The organism is Anaerococcus sp. Marseille-Q5996 (assembly GCF_946893725.1).
Taxonomy (GTDB): Bacteria; Bacillota; Clostridia; order Tissierellales; family Peptoniphilaceae; genus Anaerococcus; species Anaerococcus martiniensis.
Genome location: NZ_CAMPPE010000005.1, coordinates 16,357 through 39,393, shown reverse-complemented (window position 1 = coordinate 39,393; position 23,037 = coordinate 16,357). Strand labels below are relative to the sequence as shown.

Sequence of the window (23,037 nt, the reverse complement as noted above, 5' to 3'; positions counted from 1 at the left end):
ATTAAAATAGACTTTACAAAAATTAAAATTGGTAGTATATTAAAATCAAAAGGAGGCTATCTATGATTAATAAATGTCCAAACTGTGGTGACGAGATGATCATCACATCATATAGATGCAATAGTTGTTATACAGAAGTAAGTGGTGAATTTGAAATTGACAAATTTTCTAGACTTGATAAAGAAGATAAAGAATTTATAGAATTATTTTTACAAAAAAGAGGATCAATCAAAGATGTTGGAGAAGAAATCGGCATTTCATACCCAACAGTTAGAAATAGAATTGATAAGTTAGTAGCAAAACTAGGTGGCAAAATCGATAAAAAAGAAAGCCGTTTAGATATCCTTAATATGCTTGATAACGGCGAAATCACAGCTGACCAAGCCCGTGAATTATTGGAGGAATTAAAAGATGAATGATGAAAAACAATTAATTTTAGAAATGCTTAAAGAAGGTAAAATTACTGTTGAAGAAGCAAATGACTTATTAAGCGCTGTTGGCAATAAAAAAAATCGCAACGAAAGCGACTTTATGGCTAAAATCAACCAATCTATAGAAAGTGTCATCAAAAAAACAACTGATGCTTTCGAATCACTTTCAAATATAGATTTGGACAATATTGACATCAACCAATACAATATCAAAGGCCAAGTAAATACAAATAAGGAAATGAGAATTGATGATGAAATCAACACTATCAATATCGACATTCCATCAGGCAAAGTTTTGATAGAGCGAGCAAGTGATTCTGCAATCACAATCAACCAAGATATTTGGGCGAAAAAAGGCGAACTTTTAGATTATTTAGATATTGAAATTGTAGAAGATGATTTAAATATCAAAATCAACGAAACTTACCAAAATCTTGAAGCAACTTCAATTATAAAGCTTGCCCTAGGCAAAAATCTATACGAAAACCTAAATATTAACCTTGTAAATGGTAATATCGAAATCGAAGATGTTGATTTTACAGAAACTAGCATTAATTCTATAAATGCAAAAGTAAATGTGATAAATTCCCAAGGAAATATCGACATTCAAAATACAAATGGAAAAGTAGATATAAAAAATACCAATGGGGATTTAACAATTGATAATGTAAATGGATCTGTATACTTAGCTAATATTAGTGGCGAAAAAGCAGAAATTGATGCAGTTAGCGGCAATATTAGGGTAGATGGATTAGATACTAAAAACTTATTTGCAGACACAGATTCTGGAAATATTAGAATTTACAATATCAAAGATAGCGAAAAAATTGATTTAAACTCAGGATTTGGAAATATAGTAATAGATAGCGAATCCTATAATGGTGAAATAAAAGCTAATGTTTTAAGCCAAGGCCTAAACTTAAGCGACAAATTTAAAAACAAAATGCAAAAAGAAAAAGGCTATGAAGTTTCTACAAATGTCGAAAAATCAGACATAGAAATCTTTGCATCAGCAGCCTTTGGCAGAATAAATTTAAGATAATAAAAAAAGACCTAACAAGGTCTTTTTTTTATTTAACCAATCCTATTTGTCCTTGGATCATAATTATTTTTTATATTAGCTGGCATCCATTTATATAAAAGTGGAACTAGAACAAGTGCTAAGATAATGCCTGGAAGTCCTTTTACAAAAGATCCAGTAATAAATGGAATGATGCTGATAGCTTCCATATTAAATATATTAAATACAATAGAGGCCACAACACCAGCTACAATTCTACCCACAATCATAGCTCCGATTAGAGGAAGAAACACATTTTTTTGGTATTTTTCGTAAAAATATCCAGCAAAAAATCCGTAAGCTCCTAGTTCAAAAACCATAATTGGAACCATAGGCACCATTGGTGGCATGCCAGTAAGTAGACTTGATAGAACTGGAGTTACTAATCCAATTAATAATCCTGGAATAGGTCCAAGTGTTAAAGCTCCTAGAAAAATAGGAATATGCATTGGTAATAGCACTTGGCCAGGCAGTCCTAAAGTGTGAAATATCATTGGAAATAATATTCCTAAAGCCAGAAAAACTGCTGAATATACTAATTTTTTTGTAGTCATTTATTAAATTTCTCCTTAACTTTTTTTATTAGCTCATCAGCATTGTCAGTGGCTAGTGATAGCTCTTCCATAGGGCACATGCCAGTATTATCCCTATTTCTTATCTCCTTTACTTTTTTATCGTATTCATATTCAATATTTGTATTATCAAGAATACTGATGGCATTTTCTGATATAAGCTGGGCATAAAGCTTGCTTATATTTGCTTCTATCAAAATAAGTGCGGCAGCCCTACCTATTACTTTATCTGCAACAGCAGCATCCTTTAGGATTTTTTTATCACTGTCATAGACATCTATAATAGGCAATAAGCCATTTTTATCCGACTTATAAACAACATTATTTTCTTTAACTACAACTATGGAATGCTTATTTTCTAAAAGTGTAGTTTTTGCTAAATCAATATTATTCATAACAATTATTCTAACATAAGTAGTTAATATATTCAAAAGGATTAAGGTATTTAGAAAATTTTTGCTGATATAATTTATCCAGATAATTTTTTATACAAAAAAACAGCCAAGGCCGCTGCCTGACTGTTAGAGCTCTCACTAAGGTTTTTTGCAAAAATTTATGCTAAGAAGAGTTTTTATAATTGTGAGAGAAGCACAAAAGTTTGAGGGTTTAGACTTTTGTACCCGGAAAGGTAAACAGTTGACACAAATTTATTATTAAGGAAGAGTACGCATATGCGATGAAAATTAATCTGTCAGCTTCAAACTGTTCCCTTGATACATATATTAATGGATAATTGTTTTGTTTTCATAAGGGATTTGTAAAGTTAATGTTAAATATAGATGAATTTTAATTAAATTTTTTAATTATTTATAAATTTCACCTAGGGTTTTATATTAAAAATATTTATTAATATTCAAAAATTCTGATATAATAGGCTTATGATAAGAAGGGGAAAGTATGGGATTTGCTTTATTTACTCTAAGTGAGCTTAGCTTATTTTTAATTAACAATTTCATAAAATTTAAGGATAATAATAAGAAAAATCTTGCTGCAGGGCTCATGTTTTTTATTATGTTTGCCTTTGCAGCCTTTAGGGGATCAGGAGATGCTGATTATTACAATTATTTGTGGTTTGCAAAAGATATAGGGACAGATTTTTCAAAAGTTTTAAACTTTTCCTATCCAGTGGAATTTGCCTTTAGGTTATTTTCTTATTTGATAAATACTTTTGGTTTATCAAGGCAATGGATAATTGTGATTATGAATGCCCTTTCAATAATTCCTGTGGCATATATATCCATAAAGAAAAGCAAAAATCCTTTTTTATCCGCAATTATATTTTTGCCAATATTTATCCAATTTGATATGCAAACGGCAAGAACTGCAAGTGCAGTTGGCTTAGGACTTATGAGCATTAATTTTTTTAGTGAGAAAAAATTCTTTAAAAGCTTCTTGTTTTTTGTTTTTGCCATGACCTTTCATAGGGCAAGTGTAATATTATTGCCATTTTTATTTTTTATGGCCTTTGAAATTGGCAGATTTTTTAAAATTCTAACAGCAGGTCTTGCCTTTGTTGCATCAGTTTTTTCAAGCCTTATGTTTAGGATTTTAGCTCAAATCTTATCTGCAATTGGACTAGGACGAATGGCAACTAAGGTTTTAAATTATACCTTTACTGGGCAATTTGCAGGAGCTATGAAATTTTATGACCCAAGAATTATCTTTGCCGCAGCATTATTTATAACAAGCTTGATGTATTTTAGAAAAAAAGATTTTGGCAAATTTACTATAGAAGAAGCAAGTATAAAGGCCATGTGGTTTGCCCTTTTGGTACTATTAGTATTCAGGTCATCAACTGCTATTGCCTTTAGATTTTCAACCTTTTTTACGATTTTGGAAATTATTTATATACCCCTTGTTTTAGAAAAAATAAAAAATATCGATAAGCTAGGCCGATTTTTAATTGCCCTTGCCATTGTTATTTTTATCATACCCTACGCCATTTTCTTAATGGCCAAGGCCCCAAGTTATGACTTTTTCTTTACAAATTTAAATGCAATTCACTCATTAAAATAGGAGCATATTATGTTAACAACACAAGATATTAGAAAAGCAATCAATAAAAATAAGTGGCTGATTATTATTCCGGCACTCTTGATTGGATTTTTGGCTTATTTTACCCAAAATATTTTGCCAGGAGATTATGAGGCTGAGGCAGTATTAATTGTAACAAGCAATGATGATGAGCCAATTACCTACAATAAGCTAATTTTAAATGAAAAACTTGCCAATGTTTATTCCCAATTTTTGGAATCAGAAAATCTATTTGAAACTGTTTCAGAAAAAATCGATCCAGACTGGGATAGCAAAAAAGTTTCTAAAAACTTTGACTATGATGTCAACCCTCAAGGCGGAGTAATTAGCTTGACATATAAGGATACAAACGAAAAACGCGCAGAAGATACCCTTACACTTATTGCAGAAGAATTTAGGTCATATACAAGAAATTATTTGCATATGGAAAATATTGAGTATTTGCAAAATGTAGTTGTAAGTAAGGCCTCAAAAATCCGTGGAATAATTTTTGCAATCTTGGGCCTGTTTGTAGGGGCCTTGCTAGGAATTTTATTGCTTATCCTTAAAGAACTATTATCAGATAGGATTTCCACTGCTGATGATATTCGCCAATTAGATTATGAAGTTTTGGCAGATTTAACTAGGGATAAAAATTCTGAGCTTGCAAAAGTTAAAAGAAAAATAAAAACTAAGGGAGCAAATGCAGTAATAGGCCTTGTTCACTTAAAAAATGCAAATACAAAAGTCAATATTGCAGGTGAACTTGCTGATATTTTAAATGGACTTGTAATTAGCCCCGAAAATGAAAAAAATATTTCTGATGAACTTAAGGGACTAAAAGCAAATTATCCATATATTTTAATTAATGAAGCTAACTTTAACAGCCCAGAAGCCATAGATTTGGCTGAATATGAAGATTACAAAATCCTATTACTTTCAAAAAATGCCTTAAAAAATGATTTGGAAAATGCTGTAAATGAGCTAGAAAGACTGGAAATTGATATTTTAGGGGTGATTTATTATTAAAAAAGTTTTATTATTGCTTTGTCTTTTTTCTCTTACTGCTTGTAAAAATGATGATAATTACAAGGACCACGATATAAAAATTTATGAAAATAAAAAGCAAGGTCAAAAAGATGATAGCCCACAGATTGGCGGGCTTTATGAAGTGAGTCAAAAAACTGATATTTATGCAGATATGGATGAAAAAAGTGCATATGATAAGTTGGATGCAGGATCTGTTGTTAAGATAGTAAATGAAAGCGAAGATGGCTTTGTAAGAGTAGAATTTAACGGTGATTCTTTATATATAAAAACAAAATACCTAAAAGAAATATAGGGGCTATCAGCCCTTTTATTTTTGCATTTTTTTATAAATGTAATATAATAAATATGCACTAGGGGTGCCAGTTGGCTGAGATCATACCCTTAACCTGGTCAAGGTAATGCTTGCGGAGGAAAGTGTCTAAACCTCTCTAAGTATGTGCAAAAGGAGGTATTTTTTTATGCAAAATAATCAGACAAGATCATCTTGGACAACCAAGATGTTAGTAGAAGGCGCACTAGCTATCGCCTTATCATTTGTTTTAGCTAGATTTAGACTTTTTCAAATGCCACAAGGTGGAGAAATCACACCTGGACAAATGATTCCATTAATTATATTTTCGCTTAGATATGGAGCAGGTAAAGGATTTTTAATCGGTGCAGTATATGGAATCATCGATATGCTATTTGGAGGATATGTAATCCATCCAATCCAAGCAATTCTTGATTATCCAATGCCATACGGATTGATTGGTCTATCTGGACTTTACTCAGAAGAGTTTAAAAGAACTCACCAATTTGGACCAATATTAAAGGGAACACTTATTGCAATTATTGCAAGATTTGTAACCCACGTATTATCAGGTGTAGTATTCTTCTCATCATATGCTCCAGAAGGACAAGGAGCGCTAGCTTATTCATTAGTTTATAATGCATCATACCTAGCTGTAGAATACGCAATCGCCCTAGTAATACTATTCTTATTAAAGAACTTTTTAACCAAAGACTTACCAAAAATGTAATTGAAATAAAGAAAGCAACCCTAAAAGGTTGCTTTTTTTATGCTTAAAAATAATATTTGAAAAATTTAAATTAGCTCTTGCAAAATAAAATTTAGCTGATATAATATTATTGCACTAAGATAGTAATACAACAATACAAAAACGGAGGCGCGGATGGAATTTGATTCATCAAGACCAATTTATCTGCAACTTCTAGAAGAATTTAAGGTAAAAATATCAACTGGCCAGTGGGAACCTGGAGCAAAGATCGACTCTGTAAGAAATCTAGCAAGAGATTATGAAGTAAATCCGAATACAGTTCAAAAAGCACTAGTAGAACTGGAACGAGCTGGTCTAACAGAAACTAGACGAACAGCAGGCAGATTTGTAACAGATGATAAGAACTTAATTTCAAAATTAGAAGACAATTCTTTTTATAAGATAGCAGATGAATTTATAAGTGGAGCAGAAAGTTTAAATCTAAAAAAAGATGACGCAATTAACCAATTAAAACAATATTGGGAGGAGAAAAATGATTGATATAAAAAATTTAACCAAGGTTTATAACGGTAAGGCAGCCCTAGATAATGTAAATTTAACTTTGGAAAATGGGCAAATTGTTGGCCTAGTTGGGGAAAATGGATCAGGGAAGACAACCCTATTAAGAATTCTTGCAGGACTTGAAAGAGATTATATGGGTTTTGTAAAAATAAATGGGCAAAAACCTGGTGGCCATACAAATAGTATAGTTTCCTACCAACCTGACCATATGCCCTTAGATAAAAGCATGAAAATAAATGATGTGGTTAGCATATATGAAAAATTTTATGAAGATTTTGATAGCAAAAAGTTTTATGATTTGCTAAAAGGATTTAATATTTCAAGTGAATTAAAGCTTGGAGAATGTTCAAAGGGTATGCGTGAAAAAGTTCAAATCGCCCTTACCCTTAGCCGAAAAGCAAAAATATATTTATTAGATGAACCAATCAGTGGGGTGGATCCCAAATCTAGAAAAATGGTAATAAATACCATTATTGAAAATTTTGATTATAATGGAATTTTGCTAATATCTACTCATTTGATTTCTGAAATTGAAAAAGTTTTGGATAGGGCGGTTTTTGTAAAAAATGGAAAAATAATCGTAAATGAAAGTGTAGATGACATAAGATTAAATCATCAAATGGGTGTAGAAGATTACTTTACGGAGGTTATGTAATGGGAAAATTATTTGGACAAATTTTTAAGGAAGATATTAAAACTATAATATTGTGGTTATTTTTACCCTTAGCTGCAGTTACAATTTTTTCTCAGCTAATAAGGGTTTTTGAGAGCTCGTTTTTAGTTGGAATTGGATTAGTACTTTCTGGGATACTTTTAGTAGCAGGACCACTTATTGGTATTGCAGTTTTAACAAAAAATGACAATCAAAGATTTTATGGCGATAATGCATCATTTTATTCAGCCTTACCTTTTAGTTCTGCTGAAGTTACAGGAGCAAGATACATCAATTATATATTAATTGGACTTATTATTGCTATATCTATTGTTTTGAATTTCATACTATTAACTATTACCCAATCCAATGCACCATTAAGTTTTGCTGAACTTTTTGGGGAAATCTCAGAACTACTTAGCAAGATAGATATTAGGATATTTTGGGGAGTAATACTAAACTTTTTTATGATTGGACTTTCATTTGCATCTATGATTATGTTTGCGAATACAGCTGGTCATTTAAAAATATTAGGAGTTTCAAAATCTGCTTCAGCAATTATATTTTCCATAATATTTATAATTGTTGGATATTTATTCACTAAAGTTCAAGGGTGGATTATAGCTGATTATATGACTACTGTTAACTCAGGTGAATTTAGTCTTGAAGTTGCAAATAATGCACCTGTTATGAAGACGGTTATTCTACCAGCCTTATTTAACATATTTGTTGCAGCTATATTTTACATCTTAACTCTTAAAATCCACAAAGATAAATTAAGTGTTGCTTAAATTAGATGCCAAATTGGCATCTTTTTTATTTACAAAAATCCTATAAAGTGTATATTTTTCTTAAATAAAGAAATAAAGGAGATGCCATGAAAGATGCCCTTTTTGTCTACAACCCAAACAGCGGCCAGAGAATAATAAATGAATACTTGCCCTGGATTATAGACTACCTTAGCGAAAGAGAATATTTAACAAGCGTTTATGCAACTCAAAGTCGAGGGGATGCTCGCTACATAGTAGAAAAAATGGGCCATCGTTTTGACGAAATCATAGTCAGCGGTGGAGATGGTACCCTTGATGAAGTTATTTCTGCAGTTTGTAAAAGAGAAATTGATCCCCTAATAGGCTACATACCAACTGGATCTACAAATGATTTTTCAATATCATTAAATATCCCAGCAGACATAGAAAAAGCCACAAAAGTTGCTACCCGTGGATATCAAAAACATATTGATGTAGGAAGGCTAGATGAAAAGTATTTTGTGTATGTAGCAGCCTTTGGGACTATTGCCGAGGTTTCTTATAGTACAGGCCAAGATGTAAAGAATATTTTTGGTCGTTCTGCCTATATTTTTGAGGGCTTAAAGCAAACTTTACCCCTAGTTAACATCCCAGCATATAAAATGGAAGTAGAAGTAGATGGAGAAGTCATAGGTGGAGAATTTATCCACTTTATGGTTACAAATTCTGTTTCTGTTGGAGGTTTTGTGGGTATAACCGGTGAAAATGTAGGCCTTTCTGATGGGATTTTTGAGCTAACTATGGTAAAACGCCCCCAATCTCTGGCTGATATAAATAAAATTGTTTTTGGAATTACAAATAGAAAAGAAAATGATATGCTAATTCTCCGCCAAGGCAGGGAATTTATTGTAAGAACTGATCAAAAAGTAGCCTGGGCCCTTGATGGAGAATACGGGGGATCTACTACCCTTGCCGACATTAGGGTCTTAAAAGAGAAAATTAGGATGAGAACAGGACTTAGGGATAGGGTCTAGGTATTTTGGCAAAACTTTAATTTATTTACTAAAAGGTTCAAATTTGTTATAATAATAGTGAGAACCTAGGAGGTAAAAATGTTTAAAATCGGCGATAAAATCGTATACCCAAACCACGGTGCGGGTACTATTGATTCTATTGAAAAAAAGGAATTTTTGGGAGAAGAAAAAGATTATTACATCCTAAAAATGCCAATTGGTTCTATGGATATTTCAATTCCAATAGCAAATATTGATAAAATGCATATAAGAGATGTCATCGGCAAGGAAGATGGCGATGAAGTACTTAGAATTTTGGATGATGAACCAACAGAAATGTCTAGCAACTGGAATGTAAGATACAGAGAAAATCAAGAAATTATTAAGACAGGCGATATTTTCGAAATTGCAAAGATGGTTAGAAATCTTACAATTTTGGATAAGGAAAAAGGTTTATCAACCACAGAAAAGAAATTGTTAAATAGAGCAAGAAGAATTATGGCTAGCGAATTAGTCATGGCAGGTTCTCTAGATAAAGAAAAAGCTGAGAAAATGATAGACGAATCTATCGGACTTTAGTAATCAAGGAGTGTTAATGAAAAGAGTTTTTGAAATTCTTATCACACTAATTGGCCTAGTCCTTGGCATAGTAGTTTTAAATGTATTCAATGCCGCAAGTTTGTTAATTCAACCGAGCGGCATTATATTTATCATTGCTAATGTTATAGCAGGCCTAGTTGGTGGGATAATATTTTATTTATTATTTGCATCATTTGCAGATAAATTTATGGCAGGCATTTCAAATATTGAAGGCCAAATGAGCGACATACCGGCAAGCAAACTTATTGTTGGAACAATTGGGGCAATACTTGGTATTTTAATTGCAACTTTAATCTCAAGACCTTTAACCAGCCTACAACTACCTTATGTGGGCAATTCAATTTTTGTGCTATTATCTATTTTATTATATATCGGTTTAGGTTTTTTAGGTTGGAGAGTGGCAGCTAAAAATAGCGATGATTTTGTCAATTTGTTTAAAACCAGCAAAGAAAATAAGGACTTAAAATCAACTTTTAAACTTGATAGAAGCAAAAATCCTGCAAGCCCAAAAGTACTTGATACATCAGTGATTATAGATGGAAGAATAGTTGATATTATTGAAACTGATTTTATAGAAGGGGAGCTAATTATTTCTGAGTTTGTCCTAGAAGAGCTCCAACACATAGCAGATAGCCCAGATGACTTAAAACGCGAACGTGGTCGCCGCGGGCTTGATATTGTAAATGCAATTAAAAAGTCAGATAAAATAAATCTAAAAATAACAGATCAAGATTATCCAGAAATTAAGGAAGTGGACAGCAAACTTTTAAAACTTGCCATGGATTTGGGAGCAAAAGTCTTTACAAATGATTACAACCTAAACAAGGTGGCAGATGTCCAAGGCATCCCGGTTTTAAACATAAATGATTTGGCAAATGCCCTAAAACCAGTAGTAATTCCAGGTGAACGAATGAGAATAGACGTCATCAAGGAAGGAAAGGGCAAAAATCAAGGTGTAGGATATCTTGACGATGGTACAATGGTAGTAGTAGAAGATGGGGATAAATTTATCGACCAAACTATAAATGCTGTTGTAACCAGTGTTTTACAAACTTCTGCAGGACGTATGATATTTGTAAGAAGCGAAGAGGATTAAATGTTTGATGGCAAATTTTTATCAGCTATAATCACATCCGCAGGCTCAGGCAGACGTATGAATAGCGATATTAACAAACCTTTTTTAAATATCGATGATAAAAAAATAATCGAACGTACTTTAGAAACTGTAACAAGTATTGAAGAATTTGACGAAATAATTTTAGTAATCAGAAAAGAAGATGAAGAGATTATCAAATCAATACTAAAAAATGACAAATTTTCTAAAAAAGTAAACTATGTTTTTGGTAGCAGCACTCGCGAGCTATCGACATTTGAAGGACTAAAAGCCTTAAATAAAGATTGTGAATTGGTCTTAACCCACGATGGGGTAAGACCTTTTGCAAGTAGACAGCTTTTTTATAATACACTTAAGGAGCTAAAAAATTATAAGGCAGTAATAACTGCAACAAAAACAAAAGATACAGTTAAAATTTTAGATGAAAACATGGTTGTTGATTTTACGCCAAACCGTGCCTTTGTCTACAATGTTCAAACTCCCCAAGCCTTTGACAAAAAAACTATATTTACCATGTATGAAAAATACGTAAAAAGTGAATTTAAAATAACTGATGACAGTCAATTATTTGAGTTTTTTGATAGGGAAACACCAGTAAAAGTGGTTGAGGGAGAATATTCAAATATCAAAATTACCACAAATGAAGATATACTTTTTGCAAGAGCATATATTAAAAAACAAGAAGAAACTGAGGAAAATAAATGAAAATTGGTATAGGCTATGACGTTCATAGGCTAGTAGAAAATAGAGATTTAATCCTAGGCGGCATCAAATTTGATTATGAAAAAGGTCTTTTGGGCCATTCTGATGCAGATGTTTTGACCCACTCCATTATGGATGCAATTTTGGGAGCCCTAGGGCAAAGTGATATTGGAAAATTATTCCCAGATACAGATCCAAAATACAAGGATATTTATTCTATAGACCTACTTGACCATGTGGTTGAGCTTATGGACCAAAAGGGCTATAAAATTGGCAATCTTGATACAGTTATCATCTGTGAAATGCCAAAAATCAGCCCAAGAAGAGATGAAATTAAAAACTTATTAGCAGAGCATTTAAAAACACTACCTGAAAATGTATCCATCAAGGCATCTACAAGTGAAGGCCTTGGATTTACTGGAGAGGGTTTAGGAATTGAAGCTCGTGCTGTTGTAATATTAGAGGAGAAATGATGCGTAGATTTATAGCAAGCGAATCAGTAACAGAAGGCCACCCAGATAAGGTTTGCGATAGGATTTCAGATGCAATCCTTGATGAGTGTTTAAAACAAGATAAAAATGCGAGAGTAGCCTGTGAGACAGTAACTTCAACAGGTTTGGTATTGGTTGTTGGAGAAATTTCTACAACAGCTTATGCACCAGTAGAACAAATTGTCCGCCAAACTATTAAAGAAATTGGCTATGATGATCCAAATATTGGTTTTGATTATTCAAATGTAGCTGTTCTTACATCCTTAATCGAGCAATCACCAGACATCGCCCAAGGGGTAAATAGCGCCCAAGAATTTAAGTCAACAAATGATAAATACGACCAAATTGGAGCAGGCGACCAAGGAATAATTTTTGGTTATGCAGACAATGAAACTGAAGAATATTTGCCAGTTTCTATAAACTATGCCCACAAACTTGCCCAAAGACTAACAGAAGTTCGTAAAAATAAAGTACTTGACTACCTAAGACCAGATGGCAAAACTCAAGTAACTGTAGAATATGATGATGATAAATTAGTTCGTATTGACAATATAGTAATTTCTGCCCAACATACAGAAGATATAAGCCTTGAACAAATTAGAGAAGATATTATAAATGAAGTTATAAAAAAAGTAATAGATCCATCATTAATCGATGAAAATACTAAAATTTATGTAAATCCAACAGGCAAATTTGTAATCGGTGGACCAAAAGGCGATAGCGGGCTAACTGGAAGAAAAATAATTGTAGATACCTACGGTGGATATTCAAAATCTGGTGGTGGAGCATTTTCTGGAAAAGACCCTACAAAAGTAGATAGGTCCGCAGCTTATATGGCAAGATATGCAGCTAAAAATATGGTTGCTGCTGGCCTTGCTGAAAAACTTGAAATTGGTATTTCTTATGCAATTGGTGTTGCCCATCCACTTTCAATATTTGTAGACAGCTTTGGTACAGGAAAATATGATGATGAAAGATTACTAGAAATTGTCAAAGAAAACTTTGACTTTAGACCACAAGCGATTATAGATAATTTGGACCTATTAAGGCCAATTTACAAAAATACCTCAAGCTATGGGCATTTTGGCAGAAATAATCCAGAATTTACCTGGGAAGCCCTTGATAAGGTAGAAGAGCTTAAAAAATATTAGGAGAAAAAATGGCAAGGATTAGAAGAAGTGTAGCTATAGACCTTGGTACAGCCAAAGTTTTAGTTTTTGTAAATAACAAGGGAGTGGTCCTTAGTGAGCCATCAGTAATTGCTGTGGATGTTTTAAAAGATGAGATACTTGCTGTGGGAGATGAAGCAAAAAAATTAGTCGGTAGAACCCCAGGAAATGTAAAAGCAGTTATGCCCTTAAAAGACGGTGTTATAGCAGATTTTCCATCTACTGAACGCATGCTAAAATATTTTTTAGATAAGTCATTAAGTAAAGCACTATTAAAACCAGATGTATTAATTTGCGTACCAAGTAGGGCAACTCAAGTAGAAAAAAGAGCAGTCCTTCAGGCAAGTGAAAATGCTGGAGCCCACAGGACATATTTAATCGAGGAAGCCCTTGCAGCTGCAATTGGCGCTGGAGTTGATATTACAGATGCTGGCGGAGAATTAATTGTAGATATAGGTGGGGGAACTACTGATATTGCAGTGATTTCTATGGGTCAAATCATAGCTAGTACATCAGTGCCAGTGGCAGGACTTACATTTGATACTGCAATTAAAGATTATATTAGAAAAAGATATGGTCTTTTACTTGGAGATAACAAGGCTGAAGAAGTAAAAATTGAGGCTGGAAATGCAGAGATTGATGGATCTATAGAAGTTACTGGGCGAGAAATTGCTACAGGACTTCCACAAAAAGTTTTTGTTCCGGTAGGAGAAATAGAGCTTGCAATTAAGCCTTATGTTGATTTAATCGTAGATGGGGTAAAAAAAGTATTAGAGGTAACTCCTCCAGAGCTTGCAGCAGATATTTACGAAAAACAAATAATTTTAACTGGTGGTGGGGCTTATACCATCGGCCTACGCCAAAGATTGGCTGAAAAATTCCAAATAGATGTAAATATAGCGGAAAATGCCGACCAATGTGTAGTAATTGGTACAGGACGCGCCCTTACATGGCTTGATGAAATAGACCAAAGCGCTGATGATTCCGTAAAAGCTAAGCAAAAAGAGTTAGAAAGTAATGAAAAACTAAGGAGAAGATAATGACAAAAACTTTAGTAATGGTTAGACACGGCCAAAGTGAATGGAACCTTGCAAACAAATTCACTGGATGGGTAGATGTTGATTTATCAGAAAAAGGCCAAGAAGAAGCAATTGAAGCTGGTAAAAAAATTAAAGAAGCAGGCATAGTTTTTGACCACGCTCACACATCAATTTTAAAAAGAGCAATCAAAACTTGTAACTATGTCCTAGAATATTCTGAACAATTATTTGTGCCGGTAGAAAAATCTTGGAGACTAAACGAACGTCACTATGGTGCCCTACAAGGACTTAATAAAGCAGAAACAGCAGAAAAATATGGGGATGAGCAAGTTCATATTTGGAGAAGATCATATGATACACTACCTCCAACTCTTTCTGAAGAAGAACAAGAAAAGCAATTAAATATGAGACAATTTAAGAATCTACCAAAAGATGTAATTCCAACAGGAGAAAACTTAAAAGTTACTCTAGAAAGAGCATTACCATATTTCTTTGATAATATTGCACCACAACTACTAAAAGATGAAACAATCCTAGTAGCAGCTCACGGAAACTCACTAAGAGCATTAGCAAAACACATCGAAGGTATCTCAGATGAAGATATAATGGACTTAGAAATCCCAACAGGTCAACCATTAGTTTATGAACTAGATGATGATCTTAAAATGATAAAAAAATACTATTTATAAAAAATAATTTAAAGGGCTTGCTTAAAGCAGGCTCTTTTTTCTTGACAAAGTTCAGTCAAATTTGTATTTTATATACAGATGATAAAAATTTATATAAAAAAATCTTTACATTGTCTTATTAAAAGGCTATAATTATGGATAGAAAAGGAGGAGATATGAAAATAGCATCAGTTGAATATGAAAATGGTGTTTCATCTCTCTTAAATTCCCAGTTTGATAAAAACGAAGTAGTTATACATAAATTTGAACAAATGGAAGACCTAATAGGTCTTGATCTTAGCGAATACGATTTGATTTTAGTTGATATGACCTACAATAAATGTCTCCAGGTAATTCAATACATAAAGCAAACAACTACTACACCTGTTATTTATCTAACAGAGAGAAACGCAGATAATCCTTACGAACAAGAGCTAGATGACAAAGACTTTGTCATTCATTCAAATACTCGTGAGGAATTTATTAATTCAGTTTTTGAAAAAGTAGAAGAAATCAATGATACAAACATTGTCCGCCTTGGTTTTTGTACAATGGAGGAGGATAATGGGATATTTAGGATTGGAAATGACATTCTAGACCTTACAAAATTTGAAATAAGTATTTGCTCAGTTTTAATTTCAAATATGGGTAAAGTTTTAAGCAAGGATGACATTGTGGAAGCCATGAACAAAAAAGGCATGAAGACCACAGAGAGGTCTGTAAGAGAGCATATCAGAAAAATTCGTTTAGAATTTAAAAAGGCAAATCTAAATCCTATAGAAACTATTAATCGCAAGGGCTATAAGTGGGTTTTGGATAGTTGTAAGCCAAATGATTAATTTTGTGAAATTGTTTTCAAATTTAATTGATATTGGATTGTGATTGTGATATAATGTTGTCAAGAACTAAATAGGTTAAAAGTCCATACGGTAATAGGTAATCATCTTGGCGTTTGTGGTAATTCCGTGCCTAATTGGCACGAGTCCTCTATACGCCGGATAAGTTTCCTCGGGCGTGCCGCCCTGCGGCCACTCCGTGGAGGTTCCTCTCTTAGCCGGACGGGCTTTCCTCGGACTGCGTCCTCAGACCACTCCGTGGAGGGTCCTCCTCTAGCCGGACGGGCTTGTTTTCGGGGTAAGGTGAAATTCCTAAACCGGCAGTTATAGTCTGCGAGCCATTTTTTTGGTTGATTTGGTGCAATTCCAAAACCGACAGTTATAGTCTGGATGGGAGAAGTATATATTTTTTGTATTTTTTTCGTGCCCCAAGATTAGGGCATTTTTTATTGCCCACTTTAGGAGGTAATTATGATTCAAAGAAGAAGTAAATCGTTTAGTTTAGACAGAATGGTAAAAGTTGGTATTTTGGCGGGTATATCATATTTATTGATGTTTATTCAATTGCCTATTCCAATAGCTCCACCTTTTATGAAAGTTGATTTTGCTGATGTTCCAGCACTTATTGGTGGCTTTGCTATGGGCCCTTGGTATGGGGTTTTAATCCAGCTAATTAAAAACGTCCTTAACCTTTCAAAGACTATGACAGGTGGGGTTGGGGAATTATCTAACTTTGTTGTAGGATCTACCTTTGTTTTGGTATCATCACTTATTTATCGCAACAAAAAAACTCGCAAAAATTCTATCCTAGCCTTAATTTTGGGTGTGATTGCTATGAGTGCAGTTGCAACTTTATCAAATGCCTTTGTAGTTTTCCCAATCTATAGCAAGGTAATGAACATAGACCTTGAAGCCTTTGCTGGTATGATTCCTGGAAACTCACTGGTTAAAAATTATATTACACTTATGATTTTTTCAGTAGCTCCATTTAATATTATAAAAGGTGCTATCGAATCAATCGTAACTCAAATACTATACAAACGCATATCACCATCACTTAAATTTTAATTTTAAAATCATCCCTAGCTTATCTAGGGATTTTTTTATTATAAATAGTATAATACTTAAGATAAAGAGGATTTATGATTATAAATAATTTAAATGAAATGAGGGACTTTGCTCATAAATTTGCATCCCTTTTAATAGATAATGATGTTATAAATTTAATAGGAGATATGGGTGCTGGCAAGACCACCCTTACTAATTTTATTGCCGAGTATTTTAATATAGATGATAGCTCATCTCCAACCTTTTCTATTGTAAATATTTATGAAGGGGATAAAACCATCTACCACCTTGACTTATATAGGATGGAAGATCCTTATGAGCTTTTAGAAATTGACTTTGAAACATATTTTTATCCAGATAATGCAATTACCTTTATAGAATGGGCAGAAAATGGAGGAGCTTTCTTGCCAAATGGTATGATAAATGTTGAGATTTCAAAAATAGATAGTAATACTCGCGAGATTAAAATCCTAGATGATACAAAAAGGGGGCAAATGATAAATGAATATTTTAGCAATTGACACCTCAACTATGATTTCAACAGTAACTATAGCAAGTGATAATGAAATTCTTGGAGATTTTAATGTAAATCAGCAAAAAACTCACAGTGAATCCTTGGTTCCTATGATTGAAAATTTGTTGGATTTGTTAGGGATGACTATCAAAGATATAGATGCCTTTGTTATCTCTGAGGGGCCAGGATCTTTCACAGGTCTTAGAATTGGTATGACTGTTGCAAAAACTTTGGCACAAGTAAATGAAAAAAAACTTATCCCAATTAGCACGCTTTTGGCTCTTGCAAACAATTCTTCAAGTGAAAAACTAAAAGCACCTATGCTAGATGCTAGGGGCAATAGGGTTTATGCAGCAGTTTATGATAAGGATTATAATGAAATTATAAAAGAAGACCTTTATGAGATAGAAGATTTTATAAAACTTGTTGATGATTTAAAAGAGGAAGTAGAGCTTATAGGAGAAATCAGCGGAAAATATTGTGAGCAATTTAAAAATGCCCACACTTTGCCTATAAATTTTAATAATTGTATTGGCAAGTCTCTTATAAGATTAGGGCTTATTCATATAAATGATAGCCCAGATTTGTTTGAAATTAGCCCAAATTACCTTAGAAAATCCCAAGCAGAAAGAGAATACGAGAAAAAGAACAAGGTGTAAAATGATTAGAAAAATGGAAATTTCAGATGCAGATGAGGTTTATAATATAGAAAACCAGGCATTTTTTGAACCGTGGTCTAAGAAAAATCTTATAAAAGATTTGAAATCTAATTCATTTTTAAATCATTATGTTGCAGAAGTAGACGGCAAGGTGGTTGGATTTTATATATCAAGCCATGTAATGGATGATGCGGAGATATTTACCATAGCAGTGGACCGTGATTTTCAAAAAAAAGGAATTGCCACCAGCCTCTTAAACCACCTAGTAGAAACAAGCCTTTCAAAAAATATAAAAGAAATTTGGCTGGAAGTTTCTACAAAAAATACTGCAGCCATCAATTTATACAAAAAATTTGGTTTTGAAGTAATGGGCATTAGAAAAAATTATTACCAGAAAATTGGCGAAGATGCCTACAATATGAAAAAGGAATTGTAATGACAGATTTTTATACTATGGGGATTGAAACCAGCTGTGATGACAGCTGTGTAGCAATTCTTAAAAATGATAGAGAGCTTTTAATAAATTTAATATCATCGCAAATTGACATCCATACACTTTTTGGTGGGGTAGTCCCAGAAATTGCAAGTAGAAAACATCTAGAAGCTATAAATCCTTTGATAAAAAAAGCCTTGGATGATACAAATCTGACTTATGATGATATAGATTTGATTTCTGTAACCAAGGGACCAGGACTTATGGGATCACTTTTGGTCGGAATTTCTGCAGCAAAGGCCCTATCCCTTGCAACAAATAAACCAATGATTGGTACAAACCATATGCAAGGCCATATTTGTGCAAATTATCTTGCTCACAAGGATTTAGAACCACCCTTTGTAACACTCGTTGTTAGCGGTGGCCACACTTATCTAGTAAAAGTAAATTCTTATACAGATTATGAAGTTGTGGGCAAAACTCGTGATGATGCAGCGGGTGAATCCTATGACAAAGTTGCAAGAAAAATGGGGCTTGGCTATCCAGGTGGACCAAAAATTGATAAACTTGCCAAAGAAGGAAATGGATCTTCCATAGATTTTCCAAGGGTAAGACTTGAAAAAGATTCATATGATTTTTCTTTTTCAGGACTTAAAACAGCGGTCTTAAACCATATGAACCAAGAAGAACAAAAGGGAAATGAAATCAATAAGGCAGACCTTGCTGCAAGTTTTCAAGAGGCAGTTGTGGATGTTTTGGTAGAAAAATCCATGCGACTTTTAAAAGAAACAGGCTTTAATAAATTTGCCCTAAGTGGCGGAGTTGCAGCAAATAGTAGATTAAGAGAACGTATGGCAGAAGAATGTGCCAAAGAAAATATCAAATTTTATTATCCATCCCTAGAACTTTGCACAGACAATGCAGCGATGATTGCCATGGCAGGGTATTTAAACTACCAAGCAGGCGAAGAATCTGATAAATTTATGAAAGTTTACCCAAATTTAGAAATTTAAGATATAATATAAATTATGAGAAGAAAAAGAAGTGAAAGCATAGACTTATTAAAAAAATATAATAAAATGCAAACAGCAAGTTCTGTAATTTGGATACTGGCAGGTATCGGAGTATTAGTTTTTGGGATTTATTATAAAGAAATCTTTGAAATTGTATTTGGTATCCTTGCCTTTATTTACGGGATAGCTGTCTTAAGAATTAGAAATGTAAGTCTAGGGGCAATAGCAAGAAATGAAAGGAAAAAACTAAATCTTTTAGTTATTGCAATTGTAGTATTTTCACTAGTAAATCCAATAGGAAATATCCCTGTAATCTATGATTTATACAAGAGAGATTACATTTTAAGAGGAGGATTTGATGAAAAATAAGATTAAGATTTTTTGTCTAATCCTCGTTTTTATGCTTACAAATACATCTTGTGCCAAAAGAAGATTAGACCAATTAGAGGCAAGACGCACCCAAACAATTGTAGAAGATGGGGGATTTAACGGAAAAGATGATGTTTTTTACCCAGATAATATCGACAAATACGATACAGAATCATATTTAAAATGGTACAAAAACCTACAAAATCCGCCAAAATTACAATTACCAGCCCCAGAAAATCCAAAGGCACTTACAAATAAGCAAATGGTAGAGGACTTTAATTATGTTTTCAATGAATTAAAGGCAAATTATCCATTTTTTGGAGTTTTAAAAAGGGATTACAATATTGATTTTCTAGGCTCTTACAAAAAATATTTAAAACGCATAGAAAATGCAAAAACCGACCAAGAATTTATCGATGAAATGACAGGGATTATGGGTGAGCTAAACAACTCCCATGCAAGGATTGCAGACACTGCCTATGTAGAAAATACCTTAAAATATTATTCAAAAAATTGGAATACACCATCAATTTATTTTGAATTTTTGAAAATGAATAAGCAAGTGGTTAGAAACCGCTACGATTTAAAGGGCGAGCAAACTCAAGATTCACAAGGCGAATCTCAAAAAAGGGCCCTATCATTTATAAACAAAAATAAAACTACAAATCTAACTTTAGAAAGCCCAGCAGAAGGCATAGCCCTTTTAAAAATAAATTCTATGGTTGACCCAGAAAAATTTAGCCAAGATGAGGCGATTTTAGATGAGTTTTTAAGAAATAAACACCTTTATAAGGCGCTAATAATAGACATCCGTGAAAACTACGGGGGCAATATGGATTATTGGCAAAAATTCCTTTTACCAAAAATCCTAAAAAACCCAAAATCAGTAACTAACCACTTATTTTTCAAAGACTCAGATAGGGCCAAATTAATCTTAGCAGATGATACCTTAAATATCGAAACCCTAAAAAATGTTGATATTTCAGGGGTAAAGCTAGAACATTCAAGTGATCTTAAAAACTTTGACTACTATATAAAAGACACGATTACAGTAAATCCAGATGAATCTAACAAAGAATATGGATTTGATGGAAATATTTACCTGATGGTTGATAAGGCGGTATTTTCAGCTGCTGAAGGTATGGCAAGTTTTATGAAAAATTCTGAATCAGCAAGCCTAATCGGCCAAACAACCGGAGGGGACGGGATAACCCTAGGAGTAATAAATGATGTTATGCCAAATTCAGGCCTAGTTTTTACCTATACAAACACCCTAGGCTATGCACCAGATGGCACAATAAATGCAGAAAAACGCACTGTCCCAGACATACAATCAGAATCCTTTAGAAACTCTATAGAAACAATTCAAGAAATAGAAGCTGGGAATTTCTAAAAAATAAAACTCGAATCAATATGATTCGAGTTTTTTATTTGTAATAATTAATCTAATTTTACAAAAATATTAGTTTTTAATTATTTTTTGTTTTTTTGATTTTTATTTAAGAAGTAATATGCTCCAAGGGCTATTACCAGGATTGCAACTACATAGCCTAGGCTTTCTATACCTGTTTTTACAACGCTTGCTGCATTTGTATTTTCTCTTGGTACTAGATTTTGGTTAGCTTGGCTTTCGTTGAATTTTTCTTGATTTTCTTCTTTATCTTCTGGCTTTTCTTCAGTATTATTTTTTAATTCTGGAGCCTTGGTTTCATTGTCTATTGTAACTGTTTTTGGTGGTTGTTTTTGCTCTGTATTTTCAGTTGAACCAGTGTTTTCTTGGGGATTTGTACTTTCAGCTTGCTGTTCATTTTGATTTTCTGCTGAACCTGTTTCATTTATTGCTTTTTCTGTAAATGGGTATAGCCAGGAATCAGATCCTAAATCTGCTGTATAATTTGCAGATGCATCTAGTTCAGAATCGGATATTATCCCATCAGTATTTGTATCGATTGCATCTACTTCTCTTTTTTGTGCATCTGACAATTCTTTGTATTTGCTGCTTGTTTTTTCATTTTTTAAAAATGCTGATTCGTTTTGGCTGGCAGATGAGCCTGAATTTTGGGATGGGTTTTCTATTGTTTGGCTTTCTTCAACTAGTGTTTGACTATCTGAATCTGTGTTTCCTGCGATAAAATCTTGGTTTTTGATTTCTGTTTCATCGTAAGATATTAAAGTCTCTGGTATTTGATAATTTTCTTTGTCAGGACTTAGTAGGAAATCATTTAAAAGCTGTTTTGCTTGTTGATTTTCCTTATTTTCTTTAGCTAATTTTAAATGTTCATCGTATTTTTCTTTTAGATTCTTATCAGCCAAGTAATAAGCCTTTGAATTTTCAATTGCTTTTATATTTTGCTCTAGGTTTTCATTTTTTTCTGCATTTTCATCTGCAAAAAGAATGCCATTATCGATGAAGTTTTTTGTTTGATTTTCAATATTTTTTATTTCTTCATCTGATAGGGATATAGGATTTTCTTTTTGATTTTGGCTAATTAATAGCTTTAGATATTCGCTTTGATCATTGATTTTGCCAAGGTCATCGCCATTTAAAATTTTTTTGCTATCTTTGATAACTTCAGCAAAGCTTTGGCCATCGATTTTGTTGATTAGTTCGATATTTGCTTTTAGATTATAGCGAAGTTTGTATTCTTGACCAAATTTACCTGCTAAATCTTTTAAATTTTTTTCTAAGTCAGGGCTTAGATTACTATCATTATTTTTTTGGTCTATTAGATTATTGTAGGCTTCAATCTCGTTTTTTGATGCCTGATCAAAATTTTCTAATGTATTTATATTTTGAATTTGTACCTGGTCTTCACTTGCAAAAGCGCTGGTCAGCGGAGCGGCTAGGCCAATAGCAAGGGATAGAGCTAGGATTTTTCCGTAATTTTTAATTTTCATAATATACTCTTTCTCTTTACGCTTCTTTATATTATTATATTAAAAAATAAGGATTTTTCAATCGAAAAAAGCCAGGACAAATTGTCCTAGCCTTTATTATCCTTGAAGTCCTTCAGCTTGTCTTAGCATATTTTCTACAACTATGTCGTGGATTTCTCCAAGACTTGCTGCATATTTTAAGATTTCCCAAGGTTTGTTTGTGTGAAAGTGGATTTTGATTAATTCTTCATCACCTACTGCAAGGAGGCTGTCGCCTTCAAAGTTTTCTGTAATGTGATCAAAGATTTCATCTTCATCCAAGTCTTCGCCTGCTATTAGCATTTGTGTATCAAATTTAAAATCTCCTATATCTACCATATTTCCT

The 23,037-nt window shown here is 33.0% G+C and carries 29 protein-coding genes and 2 riboswitches; of the genes, 25 read left to right on the top strand and 4 right to left on the bottom strand.

Annotated elements, in window-relative coordinates; translation table 11 throughout:
- Positions 1-62: 62 nt before the first annotated feature.
- Complete coding sequence (locus OC526_RS07025; RefSeq protein ID WP_262123072.1) at positions 63-419, top strand: DUF2089 domain-containing protein; 357 nt, start codon at positions 63-65, stop codon at positions 417-419.
- Positions 412-1,473, top strand: a complete 1,062-nt coding sequence (locus OC526_RS07020) for a DUF4097 domain-containing protein (RefSeq protein WP_262123070.1) — start codon at positions 412-414, stop codon at positions 1,471-1,473. The genes OC526_RS07025 and OC526_RS07020 overlap by 8 nt, the downstream gene beginning before the upstream one ends.
- 32 nt (positions 1,474-1,505) lie before the next feature.
- Here OC526_RS07020 and OC526_RS07015 read toward each other — a convergent pair whose 3' ends face one another.
- The gene (locus OC526_RS07015; RefSeq protein WP_262123068.1) at positions 1,506-2,045 is read right to left on the bottom strand and encodes an ECF transporter S component; all 540 of its coding nucleotides are present in this window, start codon (positions 2,043-2,045) and stop codon (positions 1,506-1,508) included.
- The gene (locus tag OC526_RS07010) at positions 2,042-2,458 is read right to left on the bottom strand and encodes a DUF1893 domain-containing protein (RefSeq protein ID WP_262123066.1); all 417 of its coding nucleotides are present in this window, start codon (positions 2,456-2,458) and stop codon (positions 2,042-2,044) included. The genes OC526_RS07015 and OC526_RS07010 overlap by 4 nt, the downstream gene beginning before the upstream one ends.
- Positions 2,459-2,960: 502 nt before the next feature.
- Here OC526_RS07010 and OC526_RS07005 point away from each other — a divergent pair.
- The 23 genes from OC526_RS07005 (at position 2,961) to OC526_RS06895 (ending at position 21,168) form a co-directional block, all read left to right on the top strand.
- Positions 2,961-4,079, top strand: coding sequence for an EpsG family protein (locus OC526_RS07005; RefSeq protein ID WP_262123064.1), 1,119 nt, complete (start codon positions 2,961-2,963; stop codon positions 4,077-4,079).
- Between the two features lie 9 nt (positions 4,080-4,088).
- Complete coding sequence (locus tag OC526_RS07000) at positions 4,089-5,105, top strand: YveK family protein (protein ID WP_262123062.1); 1,017 nt, start codon at positions 4,089-4,091, stop codon at positions 5,103-5,105.
- A 13-nt stretch (positions 5,106-5,118) separates the two neighbouring features.
- Positions 5,119-5,418 (top strand): SH3 domain-containing protein, encoded by a 300-nt coding sequence (locus OC526_RS06995; protein ID WP_262123060.1) that lies wholly within the window; start codon positions 5,119-5,121, stop codon positions 5,416-5,418.
- Between the two features lie 50 nt (positions 5,419-5,468).
- Positions 5,469-5,556, top strand: a riboswitch (TPP riboswitch).
- 28 nt (positions 5,557-5,584) lie between these two features.
- On the top strand, positions 5,585-6,145 hold the full coding sequence (thiT, locus tag OC526_RS06990) for an energy-coupled thiamine transporter ThiT (protein WP_262123058.1): 561 nt from the start codon (positions 5,585-5,587) through the stop codon (positions 6,143-6,145).
- A 153-nt stretch (positions 6,146-6,298) separates the two neighbouring features.
- Positions 6,299-6,664: a GntR family transcriptional regulator gene (locus OC526_RS06985; protein WP_262123056.1), complete on the top strand. Its 366-nt coding sequence runs from the start codon at positions 6,299-6,301 to the stop codon at positions 6,662-6,664.
- Complete coding sequence (locus OC526_RS06980; RefSeq protein ID WP_262123054.1) at positions 6,657-7,340, top strand: ABC transporter ATP-binding protein; 684 nt, start codon at positions 6,657-6,659, stop codon at positions 7,338-7,340. Before OC526_RS06985 ends, OC526_RS06980 begins: the two co-directional genes overlap by 8 nt.
- A complete protein-coding gene (locus OC526_RS06975; protein WP_262123052.1) occupies positions 7,340-8,128 on the top strand; it encodes a hypothetical protein in 789 nt (262 codons plus the stop codon). Before OC526_RS06980 ends, OC526_RS06975 begins: the two co-directional genes overlap by 1 nt.
- Positions 8,129-8,214: 86 nt before the next feature.
- The gene (locus OC526_RS06970) at positions 8,215-9,120 is read left to right on the top strand and encodes a diacylglycerol/lipid kinase family protein (RefSeq protein ID WP_262123051.1); all 906 of its coding nucleotides are present in this window, start codon (positions 8,215-8,217) and stop codon (positions 9,118-9,120) included.
- Positions 9,121-9,198: 78 nt separating this feature from the next.
- Positions 9,199-9,678, top strand: a complete 480-nt coding sequence (locus OC526_RS06965; protein ID WP_262123049.1) for a CarD family transcriptional regulator — start codon at positions 9,199-9,201, stop codon at positions 9,676-9,678.
- Between the two features lie 16 nt (positions 9,679-9,694).
- Positions 9,695-10,795: a PIN/TRAM domain-containing protein gene (locus tag OC526_RS06960; protein WP_262123047.1), complete on the top strand. Its 1,101-nt coding sequence runs from the start codon at positions 9,695-9,697 to the stop codon at positions 10,793-10,795.
- Complete coding sequence (gene ispD / locus OC526_RS06955; protein WP_262123045.1) at positions 10,796-11,518, top strand: 2-C-methyl-D-erythritol 4-phosphate cytidylyltransferase; 723 nt, start codon at positions 10,796-10,798, stop codon at positions 11,516-11,518. It begins immediately after the preceding gene.
- Positions 11,515-11,988 carry a 2-C-methyl-D-erythritol 2,4-cyclodiphosphate synthase gene (ispF, locus tag OC526_RS06950; protein WP_262123043.1) on the top strand — a complete coding sequence of 158 codons (474 nt, stop codon included), beginning with the start codon at positions 11,515-11,517 and terminating at the stop codon, positions 11,986-11,988. The genes ispD and ispF overlap by 4 nt, the downstream gene beginning before the upstream one ends.
- Positions 11,988-13,157 (top strand): methionine adenosyltransferase, encoded by a 1,170-nt coding sequence (gene metK / locus OC526_RS06945; protein WP_262123041.1) that lies wholly within the window; start codon positions 11,988-11,990, stop codon positions 13,155-13,157. Before ispF ends, metK begins: the two co-directional genes overlap by 1 nt.
- Before the next feature lie 8 nt (positions 13,158-13,165).
- A complete protein-coding gene (locus OC526_RS06940) occupies positions 13,166-14,215 on the top strand; it encodes a rod shape-determining protein (protein WP_262123039.1) in 1,050 nt (349 codons plus the stop codon).
- Positions 14,215-14,904, top strand: a complete 690-nt coding sequence (gene gpmA / locus OC526_RS06935; protein ID WP_262123037.1) for a 2,3-diphosphoglycerate-dependent phosphoglycerate mutase — start codon at positions 14,215-14,217, stop codon at positions 14,902-14,904. The genes OC526_RS06940 and gpmA overlap by 1 nt, the downstream gene beginning before the upstream one ends.
- A 155-nt stretch (positions 14,905-15,059) precedes the next feature.
- The gene (locus tag OC526_RS06930) at positions 15,060-15,722 is read left to right on the top strand and encodes a winged helix-turn-helix domain-containing protein (protein WP_262123035.1); all 663 of its coding nucleotides are present in this window, start codon (positions 15,060-15,062) and stop codon (positions 15,720-15,722) included.
- Positions 15,723-16,004: 282 nt separating this feature from the next.
- A riboswitch (FMN riboswitch) is annotated at positions 16,005-16,125 on the top strand.
- Between the two features lie 65 nt (positions 16,126-16,190).
- The gene (locus OC526_RS06925; protein WP_262123031.1) at positions 16,191-16,787 is read left to right on the top strand and encodes an ECF transporter S component; all 597 of its coding nucleotides are present in this window, start codon (positions 16,191-16,193) and stop codon (positions 16,785-16,787) included.
- Between the two features lie 74 nt (positions 16,788-16,861).
- The gene (gene tsaE, locus OC526_RS06920; protein ID WP_262123030.1) at positions 16,862-17,308 is read left to right on the top strand and encodes a tRNA (adenosine(37)-N6)-threonylcarbamoyltransferase complex ATPase subunit type 1 TsaE; all 447 of its coding nucleotides are present in this window, start codon (positions 16,862-16,864) and stop codon (positions 17,306-17,308) included.
- Positions 17,289-17,960, top strand: coding sequence for a tRNA (adenosine(37)-N6)-threonylcarbamoyltransferase complex dimerization subunit type 1 TsaB (tsaB, locus tag OC526_RS06915; RefSeq protein ID WP_262123029.1), 672 nt, complete (start codon positions 17,289-17,291; stop codon positions 17,958-17,960). Before tsaE ends, tsaB begins: the two co-directional genes overlap by 20 nt.
- A gap of 1 nt (position 17,961) precedes the next feature.
- Positions 17,962-18,396 (top strand): ribosomal protein S18-alanine N-acetyltransferase, encoded by a 435-nt coding sequence (gene rimI, locus OC526_RS06910; RefSeq protein ID WP_262123027.1) that lies wholly within the window; start codon positions 17,962-17,964, stop codon positions 18,394-18,396.
- Entirely contained in the window at positions 18,396-19,406 is a 1,011-nt protein-coding gene (tsaD, locus tag OC526_RS06905) for a tRNA (adenosine(37)-N6)-threonylcarbamoyltransferase complex transferase subunit TsaD (RefSeq protein WP_262123026.1), read from the top strand. The genes rimI and tsaD overlap by 1 nt, the downstream gene beginning before the upstream one ends.
- Positions 19,407-19,421: 15 nt before the next feature.
- Positions 19,422-19,775 carry a hypothetical protein gene (locus tag OC526_RS06900; protein ID WP_262123025.1) on the top strand — a complete coding sequence of 118 codons (354 nt, stop codon included), beginning with the start codon at positions 19,422-19,424 and terminating at the stop codon, positions 19,773-19,775.
- Positions 19,765-21,168: a S41 family peptidase gene (locus tag OC526_RS06895; RefSeq protein WP_262123024.1), complete on the top strand. Its 1,404-nt coding sequence runs from the start codon at positions 19,765-19,767 to the stop codon at positions 21,166-21,168. Before OC526_RS06900 ends, OC526_RS06895 begins: the two co-directional genes overlap by 11 nt.
- Positions 21,169-21,248: 80 nt before the next feature.
- Here the strand turns inward: OC526_RS06895 and OC526_RS06890 are convergent, their stop codons facing one another.
- Both OC526_RS06890 and OC526_RS06885 read right to left on the bottom strand, forming a co-directional pair.
- Positions 21,249-22,673: a hypothetical protein gene (locus tag OC526_RS06890; protein ID WP_262123022.1), complete on the bottom strand. Its 1,425-nt coding sequence runs from the start codon at positions 22,671-22,673 to the stop codon at positions 21,249-21,251.
- 96 nt (positions 22,674-22,769) lie between these two features.
- Positions 22,770-23,030, bottom strand: a complete 261-nt coding sequence (locus OC526_RS06885) for a kinase to dihydroxyacetone kinase (protein WP_262123020.1) — start codon at positions 23,028-23,030, stop codon at positions 22,770-22,772.
- Between the last annotated feature and the right edge of the window lie 7 nt (positions 23,031-23,037).

Bases quoted from the DNA above. Each gene is read 5' to 3' on its own strand.
- OC526_RS06960 (WP_262123047.1), top strand. From the start codon at position 9,695: ATGAAAAGAGTTTTTGAAATTCTTATCACACTAATTGGCCTAGTCCTT.
- OC526_RS06965 (WP_262123049.1), top strand. From the start codon at position 9,199: ATGTTTAAAATCGGCGATAAAATCGTATACCCAAACCACGGTGCGGGT.
- OC526_RS06895 (WP_262123024.1), top strand. From the start codon at position 19,765: ATGAAAAATAAGATTAAGATTTTTTGTCTAATCCTCGTTTTTATGCTT.
- OC526_RS06980 (WP_262123054.1), top strand. From the start codon at position 6,657: ATGATTGATATAAAAAATTTAACCAAGGTTTATAACGGTAAGGCAGCC.
- OC526_RS06900 (WP_262123025.1), top strand. From the start codon at position 19,422: ATGAGAAGAAAAAGAAGTGAAAGCATAGACTTATTAAAAAAATATAAT.
- OC526_RS06970 (WP_262123051.1), top strand. From the start codon at position 8,215: ATGAAAGATGCCCTTTTTGTCTACAACCCAAACAGCGGCCAGAGAATA.
- tsaE (WP_262123030.1), top strand. From the start codon at position 16,862: ATGATTATAAATAATTTAAATGAAATGAGGGACTTTGCTCATAAATTT.
- OC526_RS06885 (WP_262123020.1), bottom strand. From the start codon at position 23,030: ATGGTAGATATAGGAGATTTTAAATTTGATACACAAATGCTAATAGCA.
- OC526_RS06940 (WP_262123039.1), top strand. From the start codon at position 13,166: ATGGCAAGGATTAGAAGAAGTGTAGCTATAGACCTTGGTACAGCCAAA.
- OC526_RS06890 (WP_262123022.1), bottom strand. From the start codon at position 22,673: ATGAAAATTAAAAATTACGGAAAAATCCTAGCTCTATCCCTTGCTATT.
- gpmA (WP_262123037.1), top strand. From the start codon at position 14,215: ATGACAAAAACTTTAGTAATGGTTAGACACGGCCAAAGTGAATGGAAC.
- rimI (WP_262123027.1), top strand. From the start codon at position 17,962: ATGATTAGAAAAATGGAAATTTCAGATGCAGATGAGGTTTATAATATA.
- thiT (WP_262123058.1), top strand. From the start codon at position 5,585: ATGCAAAATAATCAGACAAGATCATCTTGGACAACCAAGATGTTAGTA.
- tsaD (WP_262123026.1), top strand. From the start codon at position 18,396: ATGACAGATTTTTATACTATGGGGATTGAAACCAGCTGTGATGACAGC.
- OC526_RS07010 (WP_262123066.1), bottom strand. From the start codon at position 2,458: ATGAATAATATTGATTTAGCAAAAACTACACTTTTAGAAAATAAGCAT.
- ispD (WP_262123045.1), top strand. From the start codon at position 10,796: ATGTTTGATGGCAAATTTTTATCAGCTATAATCACATCCGCAGGCTCA.
- OC526_RS07015 (WP_262123068.1), bottom strand. From the start codon at position 2,045: ATGACTACAAAAAAATTAGTATATTCAGCAGTTTTTCTGGCTTTAGGA.
- OC526_RS06985 (WP_262123056.1), top strand. From the start codon at position 6,299: ATGGAATTTGATTCATCAAGACCAATTTATCTGCAACTTCTAGAAGAA.
- ispF (WP_262123043.1), top strand. From the start codon at position 11,515: ATGAAAATTGGTATAGGCTATGACGTTCATAGGCTAGTAGAAAATAGA.
- OC526_RS07020 (WP_262123070.1), top strand. From the start codon at position 412: ATGAATGATGAAAAACAATTAATTTTAGAAATGCTTAAAGAAGGTAAA.
- OC526_RS06930 (WP_262123035.1), top strand. From the start codon at position 15,060: ATGAAAATAGCATCAGTTGAATATGAAAATGGTGTTTCATCTCTCTTA.
- OC526_RS06925 (WP_262123031.1), top strand. From the start codon at position 16,191: ATGATTCAAAGAAGAAGTAAATCGTTTAGTTTAGACAGAATGGTAAAA.
- metK (WP_262123041.1), top strand. From the start codon at position 11,988: ATGCGTAGATTTATAGCAAGCGAATCAGTAACAGAAGGCCACCCAGAT.
- OC526_RS07000 (WP_262123062.1), top strand. From the start codon at position 4,089: ATGTTAACAACACAAGATATTAGAAAAGCAATCAATAAAAATAAGTGG.
- OC526_RS06975 (WP_262123052.1), top strand. From the start codon at position 7,340: ATGGGAAAATTATTTGGACAAATTTTTAAGGAAGATATTAAAACTATA.
- tsaB (WP_262123029.1), top strand. From the start codon at position 17,289: ATGAATATTTTAGCAATTGACACCTCAACTATGATTTCAACAGTAACT.
- OC526_RS07005 (WP_262123064.1), top strand. From the start codon at position 2,961: ATGGGATTTGCTTTATTTACTCTAAGTGAGCTTAGCTTATTTTTAATT.
- OC526_RS07025 (WP_262123072.1), top strand. From the start codon at position 63: ATGATTAATAAATGTCCAAACTGTGGTGACGAGATGATCATCACATCA.